The organism is Brevundimonas sp. 01N35 (assembly GCF_056399785.1).
This window is the reverse complement of sequence record NZ_JBFTRZ010000006.1, coordinates 78,427-96,577: the sequence shown is the minus strand read 5'-3', so window position 1 is coordinate 96,577 and position 18,151 is coordinate 78,427. Positions and strand designations below refer to the sequence as shown.

General features: G+C 67.2%; 19 protein-coding genes. 11 read left to right on the top strand and 8 right to left on the bottom strand.

The genetic code is table 11. The features are described 5' to 3' along the window. Positions 1 to 15 precede the first annotated feature (15 nt). Complete coding sequence (locus AC1DJ5_RS07995; RefSeq protein WP_477020242.1) at positions 16 to 684, bottom strand: alpha/beta hydrolase; 669 nt, start codon at positions 682 to 684, stop codon at positions 16 to 18. Between the two features lie 189 nt (positions 685 to 873). Continuing rightward, positions 874 to 1,290: a hypothetical protein gene (locus AC1DJ5_RS07990; protein ID WP_477020241.1), complete on the bottom strand. Its 417-nt coding sequence runs from the start codon at positions 1,288 to 1,290 to the stop codon at positions 874 to 876. Between the two features lie 142 nt (positions 1,291 to 1,432). On the opposite strand from AC1DJ5_RS07990, the gene AC1DJ5_RS07985 reads away from it, so the two are divergent. The 3 genes from AC1DJ5_RS07985 to AC1DJ5_RS07975 all read left to right on the top strand — a co-directional run bounded on the left by AC1DJ5_RS07985 (position 1,433) and on the right by AC1DJ5_RS07975 (position 5,597). Then, positions 1,433 to 2,188, top strand: a complete 756-nt coding sequence (locus AC1DJ5_RS07985; RefSeq protein WP_477020240.1) for an IPTL-CTERM sorting domain-containing protein — start codon at positions 1,433 to 1,435, stop codon at positions 2,186 to 2,188. 654 nt (positions 2,189 to 2,842) lie between these two features. Continuing rightward, positions 2,843 to 4,510, top strand: a complete 1,668-nt coding sequence (locus tag AC1DJ5_RS07980) for an amidohydrolase (protein ID WP_477020239.1) — start codon at positions 2,843 to 2,845, stop codon at positions 4,508 to 4,510. A gap of 112 nt (positions 4,511 to 4,622) precedes the next feature. Continuing rightward, on the top strand, positions 4,623 to 5,597 hold the full coding sequence (locus AC1DJ5_RS07975) for a complex I NDUFA9 subunit family protein (RefSeq protein ID WP_477020238.1): 975 nt from the start codon (positions 4,623 to 4,625) through the stop codon (positions 5,595 to 5,597). 100 nt (positions 5,598 to 5,697) lie between these two features. On the opposite strand, the gene AC1DJ5_RS07970 is transcribed toward AC1DJ5_RS07975, so the two are convergent. After that, on the bottom strand, positions 5,698 to 6,504 hold the full coding sequence (locus tag AC1DJ5_RS07970) for an undecaprenyl-diphosphate phosphatase (protein WP_477020237.1): 807 nt from the start codon (positions 6,502 to 6,504) through the stop codon (positions 5,698 to 5,700). A 116-nt stretch (positions 6,505 to 6,620) separates the two neighbouring features. Here AC1DJ5_RS07970 and AC1DJ5_RS07965 point away from each other — a divergent pair, with 116 nt between their 5' ends. The 3 genes from AC1DJ5_RS07965 (at position 6,621) to queG (ending at position 9,563) form a co-directional block, all read left to right on the top strand. Further along, positions 6,621 to 7,613 (top strand): cation diffusion facilitator family transporter, encoded by a 993-nt coding sequence (locus AC1DJ5_RS07965; RefSeq protein WP_477020236.1) that lies wholly within the window; start codon positions 6,621 to 6,623, stop codon positions 7,611 to 7,613. A 63-nt stretch (positions 7,614 to 7,676) separates the two neighbouring features. Further along, positions 7,677 to 8,363: an FtsZ-binding protein FzlA gene (gene fzlA, locus AC1DJ5_RS07960; RefSeq protein ID WP_441454562.1), complete on the top strand. Its 687-nt coding sequence runs from the start codon at positions 7,677 to 7,679 to the stop codon at positions 8,361 to 8,363. A gap of 24 nt (positions 8,364 to 8,387) precedes the next feature. Next, positions 8,388 to 9,563: a tRNA epoxyqueuosine(34) reductase QueG gene (gene queG / locus AC1DJ5_RS07955; RefSeq protein WP_477020235.1), complete on the top strand. Its 1,176-nt coding sequence runs from the start codon at positions 8,388 to 8,390 to the stop codon at positions 9,561 to 9,563. An 85-nt stretch (positions 9,564 to 9,648) separates the two neighbouring features. On the opposite strand, the gene AC1DJ5_RS07950 is transcribed toward queG, so the two are convergent. After that, the gene (locus tag AC1DJ5_RS07950) at positions 9,649 to 10,191 is read right to left on the bottom strand and encodes an FKBP-type peptidyl-prolyl cis-trans isomerase (RefSeq protein WP_441454564.1); all 543 of its coding nucleotides are present in this window, start codon (positions 10,189 to 10,191) and stop codon (positions 9,649 to 9,651) included. Next, the gene (locus AC1DJ5_RS07945; RefSeq protein WP_441454565.1) at positions 10,172 to 11,374 is read right to left on the bottom strand and encodes a threonine ammonia-lyase; all 1,203 of its coding nucleotides are present in this window, start codon (positions 11,372 to 11,374) and stop codon (positions 10,172 to 10,174) included. Before AC1DJ5_RS07945 ends, AC1DJ5_RS07950 begins: the two co-directional genes overlap by 20 nt. Positions 11,375 to 11,521: 147 nt before the next feature. Between AC1DJ5_RS07945 and AC1DJ5_RS07940 the strand changes: the two genes are divergently transcribed. Continuing rightward, positions 11,522 to 12,040 carry a hypothetical protein gene (locus AC1DJ5_RS07940; protein ID WP_477020234.1) on the top strand — a complete coding sequence of 173 codons (519 nt, stop codon included), beginning with the start codon at positions 11,522 to 11,524 and terminating at the stop codon, positions 12,038 to 12,040. A gap of 90 nt (positions 12,041 to 12,130) precedes the next feature. Beyond that, positions 12,131 to 12,403: a hypothetical protein gene (locus AC1DJ5_RS07935; RefSeq protein WP_441454567.1), complete on the top strand. Its 273-nt coding sequence runs from the start codon at positions 12,131 to 12,133 to the stop codon at positions 12,401 to 12,403. 3 nt (positions 12,404 to 12,406) lie between these two features. Here AC1DJ5_RS07935 and AC1DJ5_RS07930 read toward each other — a convergent pair whose 3' ends face one another. After that, the gene (locus tag AC1DJ5_RS07930; protein WP_441454568.1) at positions 12,407 to 13,084 is read right to left on the bottom strand and encodes a helix-turn-helix transcriptional regulator; all 678 of its coding nucleotides are present in this window, start codon (positions 13,082 to 13,084) and stop codon (positions 12,407 to 12,409) included. Between the two features lie 773 nt (positions 13,085 to 13,857). Further along, a complete protein-coding gene (locus AC1DJ5_RS07925; protein ID WP_477020233.1) occupies positions 13,858 to 15,117 on the bottom strand; it encodes a dicarboxylate/amino acid:cation symporter in 1,260 nt (419 codons plus the stop codon). A 517-nt stretch (positions 15,118 to 15,634) separates the two neighbouring features. On the opposite strand from AC1DJ5_RS07925, the gene AC1DJ5_RS07920 reads away from it, so the two are divergent. The 3 genes from AC1DJ5_RS07920 to AC1DJ5_RS07910 all read left to right on the top strand — a co-directional run bounded on the left by AC1DJ5_RS07920 (position 15,635) and on the right by AC1DJ5_RS07910 (position 17,487). Beyond that, positions 15,635 to 16,372, top strand: a complete 738-nt coding sequence (locus tag AC1DJ5_RS07920; protein ID WP_477020317.1) for an ice-binding family protein — start codon at positions 15,635 to 15,637, stop codon at positions 16,370 to 16,372. A 181-nt stretch (positions 16,373 to 16,553) separates the two neighbouring features. After that, a complete protein-coding gene (locus AC1DJ5_RS07915) occupies positions 16,554 to 17,030 on the top strand; it encodes an SOS response-associated peptidase family protein (RefSeq protein ID WP_477020232.1) in 477 nt (158 codons plus the stop codon). A 250-nt stretch (positions 17,031 to 17,280) separates the two neighbouring features. Further along, the gene (locus tag AC1DJ5_RS07910; RefSeq protein ID WP_477020231.1) at positions 17,281 to 17,487 is read left to right on the top strand and encodes a hypothetical protein; all 207 of its coding nucleotides are present in this window, start codon (positions 17,281 to 17,283) and stop codon (positions 17,485 to 17,487) included. Between the two features lie 68 nt (positions 17,488 to 17,555). Here the strand turns inward: AC1DJ5_RS07910 and AC1DJ5_RS07905 are convergent, their stop codons facing one another. Further along, positions 17,556 to 18,122 (bottom strand): IPTL-CTERM sorting domain-containing protein, encoded by a 567-nt coding sequence (locus AC1DJ5_RS07905; RefSeq protein WP_477020230.1) that lies wholly within the window; start codon positions 18,120 to 18,122, stop codon positions 17,556 to 17,558. Positions 18,123 to 18,151: the final 29 nt, after the last annotated feature.

The following is an 18,151-nucleotide window of genomic DNA, read 5'->3' as shown; positions in this document are numbered from 1 at the left end:
GTCCTCGCGTTCGCCTTAGGCGACGAATACCAGGCGATCCAGGCCGGCGGCGGCGTTCCGCAGTCGATCGGTGACCGAGGGATCGGCCCATACCGATGGGCTGGCGATCAGGTAGCCGCTGAAGGCGGTCGGTTGATCCGCCAGGACATTGGCAGTGAAAATGCCGCCCAGCGAATGGCCGAACAGCACCGAGCGCTGGGGATCAACTGGATAGCGCGCCTCGATGAAGGGGCGCAGCTCTTCGGTCAGGAATCTGGCGAACAGGGGCGACCGTCCGCCCTGCGCCATGCTTCCGTCCTGTCGACGGACCGGGCGCGGCAGCAGGTCCTGTTCACGACTGTTTCGCTGACCCTGAGGATAGCCGATCGTGACGATATAGGCGGGCAGCATCGCGCCGCCTCCGCCCAACAGCGATCCGGCGGGCCCTGCCACGCCCCATCCGCCGTCGAGCGCATAGACGACGGCCGCCTTCTGGCCGGGGAACACAGGCCCCCGGAATGGCGCCGTGACCTCGATCCGGTAGTCCCGGTCCATCAGGTCCGAGTGGAGCACCAGTTGCACCGCATGGGCCTGAACCGCCGGTGTCTCGCTGACGAGGGTGACCTCCTGAGCCAGAGCGCTCGGCCCTCCACAGCCCAGGGTCGTGACGGCGCACAAGGCCGCCAGAGAAACAGAAGCGCGCATATCTCCTCCAGTTCACAACTGTAGACTTGAACGATTACGTATGTAAACATTGGTGTCAATCGCTGTTCGCGATCGCGTCCCTGGAAGAGGAAAGATGCAGCCATCAAAAAGAAGGCGCGGCGCTTCGGCCTCGTCGAGCGCCATCGGCGAAACGGCGGTGATTATCGGCTTGGCCATGCTGGCCGTCGTTCAGGGAGCCGCCGCAGCTTGGGGCGTCATCGCAGGCACGATCGAGATGTTTCGCCTCTTACTGAGACTGTGATGCTCAAGGTCCGCAACGGGTCGAAAGCGGTAATTGACCTGCCCGCCTAATCTGGACGTTCCCGGCGGCGGACAGTCGAGCCCCTTCATCGCGCGATAGAATCGGCAGAGTCGCCCGACCTGCGCCGCGCGCGGCGACATCGGGTCAGGATAGGCCGCCAGCCGCAGGCCCTCATCCGTCTTCAGCGCCGCGATCAACTCAGGATCAGGCTCGCCCAGGCCGCCACCCTCGCGGGGCAGGCCCAGGGCGTCGGCCAGGGCGTCGATCATCGGCACCCACTCGGGTTTCAGCTTCGCGCCCGGCGCATAGGGGCGCACAGCGTCGAACAAGGCCTTTCGGTCCATGGTCGGTATCCAGTTCAGATTGTGGAGGAGAGCGCGCTCCCGTCAGCGCGAAGCAGGCGTCTCGAAAAACTGGGACGCACAGATATCGACATGCGCTCAAGTTGCGCGTAGGCCCCGCAGCTTGAGTGGACGGGGGATTTCAATGAAAATGCAGTTTGGCCGATTGGCGCGCGCGGTGACGGCACTGGCCGGTGTTGCGCTTCTGAGCATGTCGGCGGCGGGGCCTGCCGCGGCCCAAGCCGTCTATAGCGTTGCGAGTGGGACCTATTCCGCAGTCAACGACATGGGCGGTGTCTGCAGCATAGGGCCGTGCTCGGCCTATTCGATGGCGGACAAGGTGACCGGGACCTTCACCTTGGCGGCGCCCTTTGCCCCGAACCTCACGAACTTCGATTTCGGCCCGAGCCTGAAAAGCTACAGCTTTGACGACGGCGCGGTTCTCTATAGCTCGACCAATCCGCGCGCTCGCATCGGCGAGGCTAGGGTTTCCACTGACGCATCAGGGAACATCACCGCCTATCGCCTGGTGTTCGAAGTGCTGCATGGAGCGGGCTCGACCTATCCGGTCAATGACTACGCCGACCTCGAGGCCCGGTTCTCTTACTTCCTCTACGAAGGCGGTTTTGCAGTAGCTGGCCGCAACAACTACGTCTGCTTGATCCGGGGTGGTTCCAGCGCCGCTTCTGGGCCGGGCACTTGCCTCCCAACCAACGGCACCCCCGGCAACGATATCGACTCAAGCAGCCGGTTCACTAGCGGGGCGACACCTGTCACGCCTGTGCTGGTGTCCTTTACGCCCGCTCCCATCCCGACCATGACTGAATGGGCGATGATCCTGTTCGGGGTGATGCTAGCGGGCGGCGCGGCCCTGATGATCCAGCGGCGTCGGGCCGCCTAACGCGACGAAGGCCCGCCCCGGCGAACCGGAGCGGGCCTCGATAGCGGAGGCTGAGGGCTCGACGCTTGCATTCTCAGCCGGCCTCACCATCTAGGACTTGAGCCTCGGCTCATCGAGCCCGTCTGAGTCCCAATGTGGCAGGCGGGCTTTTGCTTGTCTGGAATGGCGGCGCCAGAAAATCTGCCGCCTGAAAAAACCGGATCTTGGCCAGACGGCCCGAAAGCGGACGCCCCTAACTTCAGCTAGGGGTCGAAAGCGGCATTCGCCGTTTGATCAACAAGCGGACATCCGCGCAAACGGGGTCGGGTGAAATCACTTCGGCGGCGTCTGCCGCCCCGCCGTCACAACCTAGCGCCCCAATCCCCATGAATTTCCGGGTTTGCGTTCGGCTCGGCGTCCGATCCTAGGCGCCGTCGCCAGACGTGCGATGATGGCTTCGGGTCTTTGACATCGCCAACCGCCGCCTGACCGCCCAGGTCGTCCGGCCCGCCCCTGCCGGCGCCCCGCAAATGCGCCACGGAGCGTCCCTCCCCAGCCACTCGTCATGGCACCAATTGCACTGTTTTTTTCGCCGCACCGTGCAACGCCCCTCCGTCCCGGACTTGACGCCGGGCCTTGCGACCCGCTCCCTGCGCCGCAGTTGGAGGAGACCCCATGACCCGTTCCGCCCTGAAGGCTTTACCGCTGGCCGCCGTTCTGATGCTGGCCGCCGCCCCCACGGCCTTCGCCCAGAACCTGCTGATCCGGGGCGGGACCATCCACACCGGCGATGTGGCCCAGCCGACCGCCGAGGTCGTGGCCGTGCGCGACGGGCGCATCGCCTATGTCGGCGCCGCCTCTGGCGCACCCTCGGCCGAGGGGCTGGAGGTCATCGACCTGAAGGGCGCGACCCTCTTCCCCGGCTTCACCGACGGCCACGCCCATCTGGACGGCATCGGCTGGCGCGAGATGACGCTGAACCTGGAAGGCTCGGCCTCGGTCGTCGAGGCCATGGCGCGACTAACCGACTGGGCCAGGACCCACCCCGAGGGGGTCATCGTCGGGCGCGGCTGGATCGAGACCCACTGGCCCGAGAAACGCTTCCTGACCGCCGCCGATCTGGACGCCGCCGCGCCCAGCCGCGTGGTGCTGCTGAGCCGCGCCGACGGCCATGCGGTCGCGGCCTCCAGCGCCGCCCTGGCCGCCGCCGGGGTCGATGCGGCGACACCCGCCCCCTCGGGCGGCGACATCCTGAAGGATGCGAACGGCCAGCCTGCCGGCCTGCTGGTCGACGCCGCCCAGGCCCTAATCGAGCCGCTGATGCCCCAAGCCGACGCGGCGGCGACCCGCGCGGCCTATCGCGCTGGGTTCGGCGTCTATGCCCGCTACGGCTGGACCGGGGTCCACTTCATGAGTGCGCCGTGGAAGGACGTGCCGCTGCTGGAGGCGATGGCGCGCGACGGCGAGGCGCCGCTGCGGGTCTATAACAGCGTCACCCCCGACGGCGCCCGCGCCCTCTACGCCTCGGGCCCGCGCGAGGCCGGCGACGGGCGGGTGATCACGCGGGCGGTGAAATTCTACGCCGACGGCGCCCTGGGCTCGCGCGGCGCGGCCCTGCTCGACCCCTATGCCGACCAGCCGGGGTCGACCGGCCTGATGCAGACCTCAGGCGCCGAGATGGTCCCGCTGTACGAAGAAGCCCTGCGTTCGGGCATCCAGGTCGCCACCCACGCCATCGGCGACCGGGGCAACCACGAGGTCGCGGCCTGGTACGAACAGGCCATGCGCGAGGTCCCGCGCGCCGAATGGAAGCTGGCCGATCCGCGCTGGCGCATCGAGCACGCCCAGATCATCCGGCCCAGCGACTACCACTACTTCAACGACCTGCCGATCATCGCCTCGATGCAGCCCAGCCACGCCATCGGCGACCTGCATTTCGCCGCCGCCCGCCTGGGCGACGCCCGGCTGGACGGGGCCTATGCCTGGCATAGTCTGGCGGACCGGGGCGTCATCGTGGTCGGCGGCTCGGACGCGCCGGTCGAGCGCGGCGATCCCCTGATCGAGTTCTACGCCGCCGTGGCGCGCCGCGACCTGAACGGCTTCCAGGGCCCGGACTGGCGTCCCGGCGAGGCCGTGGATCGGGCCACAGCGCTGAAGATGTTCACCCTCTGGCCGGCCTACGCCAGCTTCCGCGAGGGTGAGTTGGGCACCATCGAGGTCGGCAAGCGCGCCGACCTGACCGCCTTCGACATCGACCTGATGACCGTGCCCGCCGCCGCCATCCCCAAGGGCCGCTCCGTCCTGACCATTGTCGACGGCCAGGTGGTATATCGGGCCGACTAAAGGCCTTCTGACCCGCCTGTGCGTTGCGGCGGGGCGGCGCATCGGTTAAGCCCCGGCGAGGAATTCTTCTCCGGTCGCCATTGCGGCCGGGGTTTGGCGTTGGAGCGCTCAGATGGCTGATTTCGCCCCCGGTCTGGTCACCGTTTTCGGCGGCTCGGGCTTTATCGGAACCCAGGTGGTGCGAGCCTTGGCCAAGCGCGGCTGGCGCGTGCGCGTCGCCGTGCGCAAGCCGGCCCTGGCCTATGAACTGCGCATGGCCGGCGATGTCGGCCAGATCCAGACCGTCCGCTGCGACATCACCGACAAGGCCGCCGTGGCCGAGGCGATCAAGGGCGCCGACGCCGTGGTCAACCTGGTCGGCATCCTGTTCGAGACCGGCGGCCGCAAGTTCGAGGCCCTGCACGTCGCGGGCGCCGTCAACGTCGCCGAGGCCGCCAAGGCCGCGGGCGTCAAGCGCCTGACCCACATGTCGGCCCTGGGCGCTGACGTGAACGGCAAGGCCGAATACGCCCGCACCAAGGGCCAGGCCGAGATCGCCGTGCGCGCCGCCTTCCCCGGCGCCGTGATCATCCGCCCGTCGATCGTCTTCGGCGCGGGCGACGCCTTCCTGAACAAGTTCGCCGCCATGGCGACCTTCTCGCCCGCCCTGCCCCTGATCGGCGGCGGCGTGACCAGGTTCCAGCCCGTCTATGTCGGCGACGTGGCCGAAGCCGTCGCCCGCGCCACCGTGGCGCCGGAAGCCGAGGGCAAGACCTTCGAGCTGGGCGGCCCCGCCGTCTGGACCTTCGAGGACATCCTGAAATTCATCCTGCGCGAGACCAAGCGCAACCGCTTCCTGGTCCCCCTGCCCTTCCCGATCGCGCGCCTGATCGGCTCGCTGGCGCAGATTCCGGCCCTGATCGGCCTGGCCCCGGCCCTGACCAAGGATCAGGTGGTGCTGCTGCAAAGCGACAACGTCGTGTCTCCGGGCGCCGAGGGTCTGGCCGAACTGGGCATCGAGCCCACAGGGCTGGAAGCCATCGCGCCGAGCTACCTGTTCCGCTACCGCGTCGGCGGCCAGTACGCCGAGAACCCGACCGCCGCCTGATCAGACGGCCTACGCAAAACCCCTCGGGACCCGGTCCCGAGGGGTTTTTGTTTGCCCAGTGAAGCGGTCCCCCTCCCCACAAGTGGGGAGGAAAGAGAGGCTAGAGCACGCCCGTCGCGGCCAGGCCGATGATGCCCGCCACGCCGACCGCGATCCGCCACCAGGCGAAGGGGCCGAAGCCGCGCTTGGACACGAAGTCCAGCAGGAAGCGCACCACCACCAAGGCCGTCAGGAAGGCGGCGACGAAGCCGACCGCGATCAGGCCGACATCGCTGAAATCCAGCACGTCGCGGTTCTTGAACAGGTCATAGGCCACCGCCGCCCCCATGGTCGGCAGGGCCAGGAAGAAGCTGAACTCGGCCGCCGACCGCTTGTCGGTCTTCAGCAGCAGTCCACCGGCGATGGTGGCGCCCGAGCGCGAGACACCGGGGATCATGGCCAGACACTGGAACAGGCCGATCAGGAAATAGACGCGGAACGGATAGCGGTCGGCGTCCAGATAGACCGGGAACTTGTCCACCCGATCCAGCCACAGCAGCAGGAAGCCGCCGACGATCAGGGCGATGCAGATCACCAGCGGCGTCTCGAACAGCACCGTCTTGATGAAGCCGTAGGCGAAGAAGCCGATCATCGCCGCCGGCAGGAAGGCCAGCAGCAGCCCGATCAGGAAGCGCCGCGCCGCCGGATCGAAGGGCCAGCGCGTCGCCAGGGTCCACAGCCGCTTGAAATAGATGCTGATGATGGCCAGCAGGGCGCCCAGCTGGATGACGATCTCGAACGTCTTGCCGGTGCTGTGGAAGCCGAGGAAATGCCCCAGCAGCAGCAGGTGGCCGGTGGAGGACACCGGGATGAATTCGGTCAGTCCCTCGACCAGACCCATAAGGATCGCCGTCAGCCAGTCCGCCATGGAAACTCCATCTCAACCGGCCGCCGGTTCGTCCGCGCCGGGCACGCCACCTCCTTAGCGCCCCGGACGAGATGCCGCCATTGGCGGGCGAGCGGTTTTGCGCGACAAGGGCGGGGATGACCGCCTTCCCCCCCGCGCTCGACGACGCCCACGCGGCGACCCGCCGGATCACCGCCCTGTCGGTGGGGACGGCCGTCGTCCTGATCGTGCTCAAGGCCTTCGCCCTGGGCGCTTCGGGATCGGTGTCGCTCCTGGCCAGCCTGGCGGACTCGTCGCTGGACCTGATCGCCTCGCTGGCGACCTTCTTCGCCGTGCGCTGGGCCGCGATCCCGGCCAATCACGCCCATCGCTACGGACGCGGCAAGGCCGAGGCCCTGGCGGCCCTGGTGCAGGCGGGGCTGGTGTTCGCCTCCTCGGTCTTCATCGGCTGGGAGGCGGTGCAGCGCATGTTCGATCCCCGCCCGGTGACGGCGGGCGGCTGGGCCGTCGGCGTGGTCGGCGTCTCCATCCTGGTGACCCTGTGGCTGGTGTGGATGCAGACCCAGGCGCTGAAGAAGACCGCGTCCCTGGCCGTAGCGGGCGACCGCGCCCACTATGCCGCCGATCTGGCGGCCAATGTCGTGGTGCTGATCGGCGTGGTTTCAGGCGCCTTCCTCCAGGCGCCGGGGCTGGACGCGGCCGCGGGTCTGGTCGTGGCGGTCTGGCTGTTCTGGGGGGCGACCTCCATCCTGCGCGGCGCCGCCGACCACCTGCTGGACCACGCCGGACCGGAAGAGGACCGCGTCGCCATCACCGCCGCCGTCCTGGCCGATCCGCGCATTTCGGGTCTGCATCAGTTGCGCACCCGCCTGGCCGGGCAGGTGCTGATGATCCAGATGCACGTCGACCTTGATCCGAAACTGACGCTGGAGGCCGCCCACGCCATCGTCGTCGACGCGGAACAGCGCGTGCTGGCCGCCTTTCCCCACGCCGACATCCTGATCCACGCCGATCCGCGCGGACGCGGCGAGGATCACGGTCTTCGCGACACGCCCGCCGAGGCTCCGGCCTCAGAGGCCTCCGGAACCGACGACGAACCGCTGGCGAACCAGGCCGGCCCCTGGTCCTGACTCGCGCGCAGAGCCCCTCGCGGTAAACGCGCCCTTAACGAGCGCGGGCGCAGGGATAGGGAAATGTCCGCGCCCGCCGTCCTCTATCATTTCGCCTTTCATCCCGGTTCACGCACGGCGCGGCTGGCGCTGGGCGAGGCGCGCATCGACTTCGGCGAGGAACTGGTCAAGCCGTGGGAGCCGGACTGCCCGGTCTTCGACCTCAACCCCTCGGGGATGCCGCCGGTCCTGACCGTGACGGAAAAGGGCAAGACCCTGACCCTGTGCGAGATTGATTCCATCCTCGGCTGGATCGAGGACCGCTCCAAGGGCGACGTCCTCATGCCCGGCGACATCTCCGAGCGGGCCGAGACGCGGCGGCTGACGGCCTGGTTCAACCGCCGCTTCATCGACGAGGTGGACGCCGTCCTGCTGCACGAACGGATGGAAAAACCCCTGCTGCGGCTGGGCCCGCCCGAGGCGCGGATGCTGCGCGAAGGCCGCGACGCCCTGCGCGCCCATATGGCGATGTTCGAGGCCCTGGCCGCCGGACGCGAATGGCTGGCCGGGCGTCGACTCAGCCAGGCCGACCTGATCGCGGCGGGCCACCTGTCGGTGCTGGACTATTTCGGCGAGATCACCTGGGCCGCCTATCCGGCGCTGAAGACCTGGTATTCCAAGCTGAAGTCGCGGCCCTGTTTCCGACCTCTGCTGACCGACCGTTTCCCCGGCGTCCAGCCAGCGACCTGGTACGCCGACCTCGACTTCTGAGGCTAACAGGGGCAAACGCCCCTCATGGCGGCCGATCCCCGTATCTTCATCAGACAGCGCGCCGCCGAACTGGGCTTCGGCGTGTGCCGCTTCGCCTCTGCCAGCGAACCGTGGAGCGCGGGCGAGAAGCTGGCGCACTTCGTCGAGGCGGGCCGTCACGGCGACATGGACTGGATGGAGACGACGCTGGAGCGCCGCGCCCATCCCACCGCCATGTGGGAGGGGGCGAGGACCGCCATTGTGCTCGGCATGAACTACGGCCCCGCGGCCGATCCTCTGCCCGAACTTGAGAACAAGTCGGCGGGCTATATCTCGGTCTATGCGCGCGGCGACGATTATCACGAGGTCATCAAGGGCCGGCTGAAGATCCTGGCCGGTCAGATCGGGGCGCGGCTGGGCCAGGAGGTCAAGGTCTTCGTCGACACCGCCCCCCTGATGGAGAAGCCGCTGGCCCAGCGCGCCGGTCTGGGCTGGCAGGGCAAGCACACCAATCTGCTGAGCCGGACCCACGGCAACTGGTTGTTCCTCGGCGTCATCCTGACCGCCGCCGAGATCGAACCGGACGAGGCCGAGACCGAGCACTGCGGCCGCTGCACCGCCTGTCTGGACGCCTGCCCCACGAACGCCTTTCCCGCGCCCTTCCAGATCGACGCCCGGCGCTGCCTGTCCTACCTGACCATCGAGTTTGCTGATCCCTGGCCGGTCGAGTTCCGCATCGCTGCGGGGCCGCGCATCTACGGCTGCGACGACTGCCTGGGCGCCTGTCCGTGGAACAAGTTCGCGCAAGGGGCGTCGGAGGCGCGGCTGCACGCCCGCGACGCCCTGAAGGGGCCAAGGCTGGCCGACCTGCTGGCGCTGGACGATCCCGCCTTCCGCACCCTGTTCACCAAGAGCCCGGTCAAGCGCATCGGGCGCGACCGGTTCATCCGCAACGTACTGTACGCGGCGGGCAACGCGGACGACGCTGAGTTGATCGCGCCGGTCGAGGCCCTGCTGGACGACCCGACGCCCGTGGTGCGCGGCGCGGCGATCTGGGCGCTGTCGCGGCTGGACGCCGAGCGGTGGGCGGCGCTGCGCGAGGCGCGGCTGGCGGGGGAGACCGATGAGAGCGTGAGAGCCGAATGGAATCCTTCTCCCCTTGCGGGAGAAGGTGGCCCGCGCAGCGGGTCGGATGAGGGGTCTCGCCGCCCTCAAACCTAGCAAAAAGGGGTTTCCCACGTGGAGAAACCCCTCATCCGTCAGGCTTCGCCTGCCACCTTCTCCCGCAAGGGGAGAAGGAAAAACGTCAGACGTCAGCCGAGCCCACGCCGCGACCGCCGCCGGGGACCGGGGCCACGTCGAGCAGCTTCAGCCGGAACACCAGCACGGCGTTGCCGGGGATGAGCGGCGGACCGCCCGCTTCGCCATAGCCCAGCGCGGGCGGGACGTAGAGCAGCCATTCGTCGCCGGGCTTCATCAGTTGCAGCGCCTCGGTCCAACCCGGCACGACCTGCTCGGGCGAGAAGACGGCGGGCGAGCCGCGTTTGAACGAGCTGTCGAAGACGGTGCCGTCGGTCAGGCTGCCTTCGTAGTCGACGCGCGCCAGATCGTTGCGATCGGGGCGGACCCCGCCCGCCGGGCCGCTGGCGACCACCTTGTACTGCAGGCCCGACGGCAGGGTCTGCACCCCCTCCGCCGAGGCGTTGCTCTTCATGAAGGCGGCGGCGGCCTCGGCGTTCTTGGCGAGATCGGCGCCGGATGCGGCGGGCTGGCGGTTGCAGGCGGTCGTGGCCAGCAAGGCGGCGACCGCCGCCGCAGCGAGTGCGGGCCTAGCCCATGCGAAGTTCATAGCCACGTTCTTTCAATGCTTCGCCGATTTCCTCGGCATGTCTGGCGTCGCGGGTCTCGACCATGATGTCGAACTCCGCGCCCTTGGCCGGCACGTCCAGCGCCAGCCGGTTGTGCACGACGTCGATGATGTTGCCGCCCAGTCCGCCGATCACGGCAGCCATGGCCGACAGCATGCCCGGGCGGTCGTCGCCCAGGATGCGATAGACGATCAGGCGCTTCTCGCGAACCATTTCGCGGTTCAGCACCACGGCCAGCATCCGCGCGTCGATGTTGCCGCCGGTCAGCTCGATGCCGACCCTCATGCCCCTGAAGCGCTCGGGATTGGCCAGAATGGCGGCCAGACCGCCGGCGCCGGCGCCCTCGGCCACGGTCTTCTCCAGCGTCGCCAGCAGGGCGACGCCTTTCTCGAAATCAGCCTCTTCGCAGACGAAGACCTCGTCGATCAGGGCGTCGGCCAGGGCGAAGGGAATCTCCCCCACGGCCTTGATGGCTATGCCCTCGGCGATCGTTTGCCCGCTGCACTTGGCCGGCTCGCCGCGACGGCGCGCGGTGAAGGAGGGATAGCGGGCGGCCTCGACGCCGAAGATCTTGATGTCGGGCTTCATCGCCTTGGCGGCGATGGCGCTGCCGGCGATCAGGCCGCCGCCGCCGATGGGGATGATCAGGGCGTCCAGATCGGGCGCGTCCTCCACGAACTCCAGCCCGCAGACGCCCTGCCCCGCCACGATGCCTTCATCGTCGAAGGCCGAGACGAAGACATAGCCATGCTCGACCTGAAGCCGCTTGGCCTCCTCGGTCGAGGCCGAGAAATCGAGGCCGTGGATGACGACCGTGGCGCCGTGGGCGCGGGTGCCGTCCACCTTCACGAAGGGGGTGCCCTCGGGCATGACGATGGTCACGGGCACGCCGAGCCGGCCGCCGTGATACGCCAGGGCCTGGGCGTGGTTGCCGGCCGAGGCGGCGACGACGCCGCGCTTCCTCTCGTCCGGCGTCAGTTGCAGCAGCCGGTTCAGGGCGCCGCGCTCCTTGAAGCTGCCGGTGAAATGCAGGTTGTCGAACTTGATCCAGATCTCGGCGCCCGTCAGTTGCGACAGGCGGCGGGAATAGCGGACCGGCGTGCGGTCGACCTGACCGGCGATGCGCCGCTGCGCCGCACGGATGTCGTCGATGGTGACGGTCATGAAGTCCCTGAACTCGTTTCTGGCCGGTCTCTGCGCCCGGTCTCCGCCGCTCTTGTGGCGCACCCGGCGCGGGCGGGCAACCTTGACTCGCGGGGCCATGGGGGGCCATGCCGGTGACGCTTGAAACGAGATTTCGGGAGCCCCTCCATGTCGATCCGTCGCCCCTCGTCCTCCATCGCCCTTGTCGCCGTCCTGGCGGGCGGACTGGCCCTGAGCGCCTGCGCCACCACGCCCATGGGCGGCGCGACCGGCTCCGCCTTCAGCGCCGACGATTTCGCCTGGTCGACCCGCGCGGGTCAGGCCTCGATCGAGGGCCGCGTCGCCTATGCCCAGAACGGCCGCGCCTTCCGCTGCGTCGGCAACGTCGGCCTGATCCCCGACACGAGCTACACCCGCGCCCGCATGCAGCGCCTCTACGGCTCGACCGAACGCGCCGCCGCGCCCGCCGCCGTAGTGCGCGCCCGCTCGGCCGGGGAACAGGGCGCCGACTACCGCTCCTATGAACGGGCCGAGGCCTGCGCCAACGACGCCTTCCGCTTCTCGGGCCTGCCGGACGGCAGCTGGTTTCTGATCTCGCCGGTCAAGGCGGACGACGACATCGTGGTGCTGATGCGCCGCGTCCAGACGCGCGGCGGGCGGATGGTCAACGTCACCCTCGGAAGTTGAACGACGCCGAGGACCAACGTTCGCCATCCTTTGGCCTTATGGGACGTCTCTCTGGATTGATCCATTCCTGGACAGTCGGGGAGCGCGTATTTGTCCCAACACAATATCATTGGCTCCGAAGCCTTTAGCCAACGCCCGTTCGTGATCATTCGCGGCGTGAAGACCGGCGGCTTCCGTCGACGCCGCTCGGGCTCCGCCGTGGCCTACGCCGTCGTCGCTCTCCTGGCCCTGTCGGCAGGCGCGGCCGTGGCCGCCTTCGCCCTGGGCCCGCTTCTGGTCCAGAGCGATCCCGCCAATGCCGCCGCCCTGGCCGCGGCCACGCCGGCCCCCGCCGTTCCCGGCGCGTCGACGCCCGCCGCCTAGCCCCTAGGGGCCGACGAAGCTCAGGGCCTCGGCGAACAGTTCGCCGCGGCTGCGTACGCCCAGCTTCTGATAGGCGTGCTTCAGATGGGTGCGCAGGGTCTCGATCGAGATGTCCAGGGCCTGGGCGATCCGACCCGTCTCCACCCCGGCCAGAAGCATTTCGATGATCCGGCCCTCTGACGGCGTCAGAAGGTGGTTCTCGATCAGGGCCTGAAAGCGGATTTCGCTGCGGGCCCGTTGCAGAGTCAGGCCGATCAGGGCGTTCGGCGGCCCGCAGACCTCGCGCGCCCAGGCCACCCAATGGCGACCGGCGTCGCCCGGCACGACGGCGCAACTCGCCTCCTCGGGCCGCGCCGTGGCGACCAGGCTGCCGATGATGGCCGAGCGCGGCGCCAACCGCCCGTCGCAGACCTCGAACGCCTCGCCGTCGTCGCGCAGCGCCCGCGCGGCCTCGTTCAGCCACAGGACGTCCAGATCGCGCGTTACGATCAACCGCGCACGACGTTCGCCGTCGACCCAGTTGGCCAAGGCCCGGTGGCAGAGCGCGCCCGGATCATCCGCGTCGTCGGCGGTCGGCGCCGACCGGCGTCGCTCCCCCGACGCCCGGCGATCGACCGAAAGCCAATACGGCTCCTGGGCCAGTCCGCGGGGACGGTTGGCCTCGACAGACCCCTCTCTCACACCAAGCCTCCAAGCTCTGGCCGCCCCCGCCCGGCCGGTTTAGTGCACACCGAATTACTCTACGTCCCACTCCAACCCGCGCAGGGTACCTCAAAATATTCGTCGCCACACCCCACAGATTGGTGATACGCCAAGACATATAAAAATTATATCATTACAGATCATCGCAATGATGATCTCAATTTATACGCGCACTCTCAAATACAAGCATCTGCCTTACTAAGGCAATACGGCTTGCAGAAATGAAATGCGGATTACTAACGAAAAGTTAACAGTGTAAACTGCTGAAAATAGGAGATTTTCAAAGTCCATCTCGCCAAGACCCCTCCTGCTGCGGATCATCTGAACTCTGCGGCCGCGACAGACGACGAGATTTTACTGGGATTGCGCCGTTAGACGCCGTCAGAGGCGTCGAAACGGCGTTTTGCGCCGCCTGATCAGCTTCCCGTCCGCGCATCCGGCGCTGCAGCCCGGCGCGCGGACGGATCAAGACCCTGACACGCCGATCGCCACCACCGCATGCGCGGGATCGACGCGTCAACGGGCGGGCCGGACGAAGGCGCACTCGCGCTTTCGTTCAAACATGGGCGCTTCGGCAGGACGGCCTCGACAGCGGAACAGCACGCCCCCCAGCGTTCCGCCACGACCGGAGTCTTCGCCGAAGCGCCAGGCCTGCCGCCCGCCCCTAGGCCCGGCCCCCAAACGACAAATCGCCGCCCTGGGGGACCAGGACGGCGACTGCATGACGATCAGGCGTCGTGGCGGCTCTGTGATCAGGCCTCGACGGGGCGCCCGACCTCCTCCTGAGGAATATCGTCCAGTTCCCCTTCCCATTTGGCGACCACGGCGGCGGCGACCGAGTTGCCCACGACGTTGGTGGCCGAGCGGCCCATGTCGAGCAGGTGGTCGACGCCCAGGACGATGGCGATCCAGGCTTCCGGCAGACCGAAGTAGGTCAGGGTCGCCATGATGACCACCAGCGAGGCCCGCGGAATGCCGGCGATGCCCTTGGACGTCACCATCAGCAGCAGCAGCATGAAGACCTGCTGCGAAACGCTCAGATGAACGCCATGCGCCTGCATGATGAACATGGTGGCGAAAGTGCAGTAGAGCATCGAGCCGTCGAGGTTGAACGAATAGCCCAACGGCAGGACGAAGCTGACGATGCGGCGACGCACGCCGACCTTGGGCAGGGCCTCCAGGATGCGCGGATAGGCGGCTTCCGAACTGGCGGTCGAGAAGGCCAGCAGGGCCGGGGTGCGGATCACGTTGAACAGCGGCACAACCCGACGCCCCAGCACCAGGGCGCCGGCCAGGAAGAGCAGCCCCCACAGGATCCCCATCGAGCCGTAGAAGCCCAGCACGAACTTGGCGTAGACGCCCAGCATCTCCAGCCCCTGGGTGGCGATGGTCGATGCCAGGGCGGCGAAGATGGCGAAGGGCGCCAGCTTCATCACGAACTCGGTCACCTTGAGCATGATCGAAGCGGCCTGCTCGACCAGGTTCAGAACCGCCGGAGCCTTGTCGTCCAGCGCGGCCACGGCGGTGCCGACGAACAGCGAGAAGAGGACGATCTGAAGGATCTCGTTCTTGGCCATGGCGTCAAAGATCGACGTCGGCACCAGGTGGGTGACGAAGCCATGCAGCGAGAAGGCGTCGGTCGAGGCGGCCGGCGCGGCGGCGAGCACGGCTTCCGGCAGGTGCATGCCGGCGCCCGGCTGCAGGATCTGCACCATGGTCAGCCCCAGCAGCAGGGAGACGATCGAGGCGCCGATGAACCATGTCATGGTCTTGACGCCGATACGGCCGACCGAAGCCGCGTCTTCCATGTGGGCGATGCCGGCCACCAGGGTGGTGAAGACCAGCGGCGCGATGATCATCTTGATCAGCCGCAGGAAGACATCGGTGATGAGGCTGAGATTCTTGGCCGCAGCCTCGGCCTGGTCAGCGCCGAGGTACTGGTTGAGACCCCATCCGGTGAGGACGCCCAGAATCATGGCGCCGATGATGAGGTAGGCGAATAGTCGCTTCATTTTTTACGTTCCAACTCCACTCGGCTCACCCCGTCGGAATCCTCCCCCGACCGCACGAGCCCCTTCCGTTCATACAAAAGCGGGGCGGCAGACGTTCAAACTGTCCGCGGCCCCGCCTCGTCGCTGTCGTTGCTAAAGCCAATCGGCCCGCGCGCCTAGATCAGAATGTCTGGGGATCGTCACATACCGTCGGCGACCGCGATGGGGGTGGACGCCGCCGTCGCCGTCGAAGCGCCCCATTTGGCCCGCGCCTCCGCCTTACGCTTGATGCTCTCAGTCCGCTCTCGGCAGCTAGCCTCCACAAGGCGGTTCATCGGGAGCCACAATAAAAAGACGGCGCTGCCAGCGGGCATCGGACCACGCAAGCGGTACCGTAATTGCCCGCCAGCGATTTACATGGGAGTTTCCGAGTTCCCCAGGCAGAACCCCAAGAAAGCGCTCATGATCAAACCTATCGGCGCCGCGCGCCTAATACCCCGCCTCATACTCATGCTGACGGCCGCCGCGATGACGGTTCCTGCAGTCGCTGCGGCGGGAACGGAGAAGAATTTCGGCGTACTGGCCGGCACGACGGTCACGAATACCGGAGCGACTGTGGTCAAGGGCGACTTGGGAGTTCTCCGGGCTCTGCGATCATCGGCTTTCCGCCCGGCACGGTCATCGGCGCCTTCCATGGGGCCGATGCAACGACCGCCCAAGCGCAGCTGGATCTGACGGCCGCTTACAACGACGCTGCGGCGCGCCCTGCACAGTTAGCTCTGCGGGAGGGATCGACCTTGGTAATTTGGCCTTGTCGCCGGGCGTCTACTGCTACGCAGGGCCGGTCTCAATGTCGTCGGACCTGACGCTGGATTTCGCAAATGATCCGAACGCGGTCTTTATCATCCGAACGGCCGGAACCCTGACTACGGCAGCGGGAACATCCGTCCTCCTGACCAGAAATGCCGGAGTGGCTTGCCCTCCGAACGTAACTTGGCACGTCGGCTCGAGCGCAAATCTGGGATCGAACTCCAGCTTTGTCGGCGACATTCTGGCGCTCACCAACCTGGCGCTCGGCGCCCAAGCACAAGTCGCTGGCAGCGCTCGGGCGCGCAATGGCTCTGTGACGATGGATACTAACGTCGTGGCGAAGTGCGCTGCCGCTATCGCTCCGCCCGCGCCGGTGCCCACCATATCCGAATGGGCGCTGATCTTGCTCGGCGTGATGCTGGCAGGCGGAGCTGCGCTAATGATCCAGCGGCGCCGCGTGGCCTGATGCAAAATCGGCCCCTCGTCTGCTAGGCGAGGGGCCGACACCTTACTTGCAGGCAGACTCACAATTGCTGTTCTGCATGCCAGGCTTCGGCCATGTGCAACAACTACCGACTGCACGTCCCCGCCAACCAGCTCGCCGCGCCGTTCGCGGGGGCGGGGCGGTCGCTGGCCTTTCCAGGCGGTTGCCGAACCTCGCGCCCGCCGGCTACCGCATCGGCGACAGCGCTCAGGTCATCGCCCTGGTCGACGGCGCGCCCCAGCTGATCATGACGCCGTGGGCCTGGAAAGGGCCGTCAGGAAAGCTGGTCTTCAACTTCCGATCTGACGGTCGCTTCTTCGCCGGCTCGACACGCTGTCTGATCCCAGCTGACGGCTTCTACGAGGTCACGGAGCCCAAGATTCCGGGCAAGAAGACCAAATGGCTTTTCACCCTGGCCGACCAGCCGTGGTTCTGGATCGCCGGCGTCGTGAGGGACGGCGCCTTCGCCATGCTGACGACCGAGCCTGGGCCGGACATCGCCCCCTACCATGACCGTCAGGTCGTCGTGCTGCCGGCCGGCGCCGGCGTCCACTGGCTGGACCTGTCGGCGCCCGAGGCTCTGATCCTCACACCCTCCGCGCCGGGCCAGCTGAAAGTCACGCGCGTCTGGCCGGAATGACAAAAGCCCCCCGCCGGCGAGGGCGAGGGGCTCCGGTAGTAACCAGACGGACGGCGCTTTGCCGAGCCATCCGCCCAGCCGCCAACCGTGTTCTCAGAATGAAACGTTCAGGCTTTCGGTTCCGCCTGTTGAGAACCCGCCCCTGCGTCTCGACACCGCCAGCGAACCACCCTCTACCGGTGCCCATGATCCCGACCGAACTCGACGACGCCCTCGACGCGATGCTGCTGGGGGCCGCTGGAAACCTGATTTGACGCCCGGCCTGATCACGATCGAGAGCAACCACTGGGTGCATGTGCTGTCCGCCATCGGCACGGCCTGCGCCCGACTGGATGACGGACTGCGGCACCGCGACATTCAGATCCACGTTGGCTCGGCGCAGGAGACCAAGGTGGTGGCCCGCGCCGAGGCTGGCGAGCGGGGCGCGCCGTATCGCGATCTGACGCCGAGAGCCTGAAACGACGAAAAGGCCCGCCCCGGCGAACCGGAGCGGGCCTGATAGCGGAGTTGAATTGATCGGACGGCTCAGGCCGTCCGCCGCCGCTGGATCGTCAGCGCTGCGACACCTGCTAGCAGAACGCTCAACAGGATCATCGCCCACTCCGTCATCGTGGGAACGGGAGTGGGAGCCGCCCTCGTCACTGTTCCAGAGTTTCCCTGACGCAATGGCGCGGCAGCGTCGAAAGTGTCGCAACTGACCGCACCGAAGTTGGTATAATCACTGGCGGAAGAAACGGTTCGAGCCATGCCTGCATTGTTCAAAATGTTATCAAACGTGAGGACGAGACAACGACCTGCAGCGGGGTTCCCCGGGTTACTCGTAACGCGAATCTGTGCCGCCGAATTAAAGCCGCTTCTGGCGGTAAACGTGGTCGAACCAACGGAGGAGCCGGCCGTCGTCACAATATTGATTGCGCTGTAAGTGCCCGTGTCTGCGTCAAACACAAAGGACCCGGAGAATCCTCCCTCTCCCAATCCATTGAAGGACCCGTTCACTGAATAAGGAATCGGAACGGCTGCTGCTTGTCCGCCAATGCAGCTCAAAGCGATCGCAAAACAAGTCGCTTTCACTGCAAGTGGTTTATTCATCATAGTATTTCCCCTTACCCCCACACGCATAG